General features: G+C 69.6%; 3 protein-coding genes. 2 read left to right on the top strand and 1 reads right to left on the bottom strand.

Going from position 1 to position 2,797, the window contains the following annotated elements; genetic code table 11:
• Positions 1 to 917: glutamate 5-kinase (gene proB, locus A612_RS08800; protein WP_019374132.1), on the top strand; the 917-nt coding region annotated here is incomplete at its 5' end.
• 44 nt (positions 918 to 961) lie between these two features.
• Here proB and A612_RS08795 read toward each other — a convergent pair.
• Positions 962 to 1,660, bottom strand: a complete 699-nt coding sequence (locus A612_RS08795; RefSeq protein ID WP_019374131.1) for an RNA pyrophosphohydrolase — start codon at positions 1,658 to 1,660, stop codon at positions 962 to 964.
• 90 nt (positions 1,661 to 1,750) lie between these two features.
• Between A612_RS08795 and proS the strand changes: the two genes are divergently transcribed.
• Positions 1,751 to 2,797 (top strand): proline--tRNA ligase (gene proS, locus A612_RS08790; protein ID WP_040436439.1); only part of this gene is annotated, 1,047 nt, incomplete at its 3' end.

Here is a 2,797-nt window from a genome sequence, read left to right as displayed (position 1 = left end):
CGGCCGCCATCCACGAGTTGCAGGCGGCGGCGGCGGTCGGGCAGATGGGTCTGGCGCAGATGTACGAGACCAAGCTGCGCGAGCACGGCACCGGCAGCGCGCAGGTGCTGCTCACGCACGCCGACCTGGCGGACCGCGAGCGCTACCTGAACGCGCGCTCCACGCTGCTGACCCTGCTGCGCCTGGGCGTGGTGCCGGTCATCAACGAAAACGACACCGTGGTCACGGACGAGATCAAGTTCGGCGACAACGACACGCTCGGGGCGCTGGTGGCCAACCTGGTGGAGGCCGACGCCCTGGTCATCCTGACGGACCAGAAGGGCCTCTACACGGCCGATCCGCGGCGCGACCCGCAGGCGCAGTTCGTGCACCAGGCCCGCGCCGGCGATCCGGCCCTGGAGGCCATGGCAGGCGGCGCGGGCTCGTCGATCGGCAAGGGCGGCATGCTGACCAAGATCATCGCCGCCAAGCGCGCCGCCGGCTCGGGCGCCTCCACGGCGATCGCCTGGGGCCGCGAGCCGGATGTGCTGCTGCGCCTGGCGCGCGGCGAGGCCATCGGGACCTTGCTGGTGGCTGCCACCGGCAAGCAGCATGCGCGCAAGCAGTGGATGGTCGACCACCTGCAGCTGCGCGGCTGGGTCACGGTCGATGCCGGGGCCGCCGCCAAGCTGCGCTCCGAGGGCAAGAGCCTGCTGCCGATCGGCATGGTGGCGGTGGAAGGCGATTTTGCGCGCGGCGACGTGATCGCGGTGCGCGATGCGGGCGGCACCGAGATCGCCCGGGGGCTGGCGAACTACGCCAGTGCCGAGGCGCGGCTGCTGTGCCGCAAGCCGTCCTCGGAGTTCGAGCAGCTGCTCGGCTATGCCGCTGAGCCGGAGATGGTGCACCGCGACAACATGGTGTTGATGCCGCGCTAGGGCCGACGCCCCGCAGAGCGGGCCAGGGCCTCGGCCCCGGGGGCTCAGGGCGCGGGCTTTTTGCTGGCGGCGTGGTCCGCGGGCGCTGCCTTGCGCTGGGCCGGCGCCAGGGGCGCAGGCAGGCTGCTTTGGGGGTCGGGGTCGAAGCTCGCCCCGGGAGGCAGCTCCACCCCCGGATGGACCAGCAGGCCGGCGCCGCCGCGGTGGGCCGGGCCCTGCACGCCATCGCGCGCGCGCATGCCGCTTCGCAGGTAGCGGTTGCGGTGGTCGTGGCGCGGCAGGAAACGCGCCAGCTCGGTCAGCGCCATCTCGTAGACACCGCGCTTGAACTCCACCACCACGTCCAGCGGCACCCAGTACTCGTTCCAGCGCCAGGCGTCGAACTCCGGATGGTTGGTGGCGCGCAGGTTCAGGTCCCAGTCGTGGCCCAGCAGCTGCAGCAAGTACCAGATCTGTTTCTGTCCCCGGTAATGGCCGCGTGCATCGCGGCGGATGTACCGGTCCGGCACCTCGTAGCGCAACCAGTCGCGGGTGCGGGCAATGATGCGGACCTGGCTGGGCTGCAGTCCCACTTCCTCGTGGAGCTCCCGGTACATGGCCTGTTCCGGGCTCTCCCCACGATCGATGCCCCCTTGCGGGAACTGCCAGCTGTGGGTGCGTATGCGCTTGCCCCAGAACACCTGGTTCTTCTGGTTGAGCAGGATGATGCCGACGTTTGGGCGAAAGCCGTCCCGGTCAAGCATAATCGAACCCCAATTTTTCAAACTGTGGTCATTATGCACGCCCCCCCGCGGGCGGCAAGCACTCCCCCCACCGCAGGCGGGTCCGTTCGCATGAAAGCTTCCCAATTCTTCGTTTCCACCTTGAAAGAGGCGCCGGCCGACGCCGAGGTCGTCAGCCACAAGCTCATGCTCAGGGCCGGCTTGATCCGCAAGCTGGGGGCGGGCATCTACAACTACATGCCGATGGGTCTGCGCGTGATCCGCAAGGTCGAGGCGATCGTGCGCGAGGAGATGAACCGTGCCGGCGCCGTCGAGTGCGCCATGCCGGTGGTGCAGCCGGCCGAGCTGTGGGAGGAGACGGGGCGCTTCGAGGCCATGGGGCCCGAGCTGCTGCGCATCCAGGACCGGCACGGGCGCCAGTTCGTGATCCAGCCCACCAGCGAGGAAGTGGTCACCGACATCGCGCGCCAGGAGCTGCGCAGCTACAAGCAGCTGCCCAGGAATTTCTACCAGATCCAGACCAAGTTCCGCGACGAGCGCCGGCCGCGTTTTGGCCTCATGCGTGGGCGCGAGTTCATCATGAAGGACGCCTATTCCTTCGACCGCGACCGCGAGGGCGCCCAGAAGAGCTACCAGGCCATGGCCCAGGCCTACCGGCGCATCTTCGATCGTTTCGGGCTGCGCTACCGTGCGGTGGCGGCCGATTCGGGCGCCATCGGCGGCGACCTGAGCGAGGAGTTCCAGGTGATCGCCGCCACCGGCGAGGACGCGATCGTCTATTGCCCGACGAGCGACTACGCTGCCAACATGGAAAAGGCCGAAAGCGCGCCCCCCGCTCGGCCGCGCCCGGCCGCCACCCAGCCCATGGCGCTCACTCCCACGCCCGGCAAGGCCACCTGCGCCGACGTGGCCGAGCTGCTGGGTGTGCCGCTGTCGACCACGGTGAAGTCGCTGGTGCTGGCCACCGACCCCATCGGCGAGGACGGAACGCCTGCGGGGGCGCAGCTGTGGCTGCTGCTGCTGCGCGGCGACCACGACATGAACGAGGTCAAGGTCTCGAAGGTGCCGGGGCTGGACCAGGGTTTTCGCTTTGCCACGCAGGCGGAGATCGAGGCGCACTTCGGCTGCCAGCCGGGCTACCTCGGCCCGCTGCGGCTG

The organism is Melaminivora alkalimesophila (assembly GCF_000282995.1).
Lineage (GTDB): Bacteria > Pseudomonadota > Gammaproteobacteria > Burkholderiales > Burkholderiaceae_C > Melaminivora > Melaminivora alkalimesophila.
This window is presented reverse-complemented; position numbering and strand designations above follow the sequence as displayed.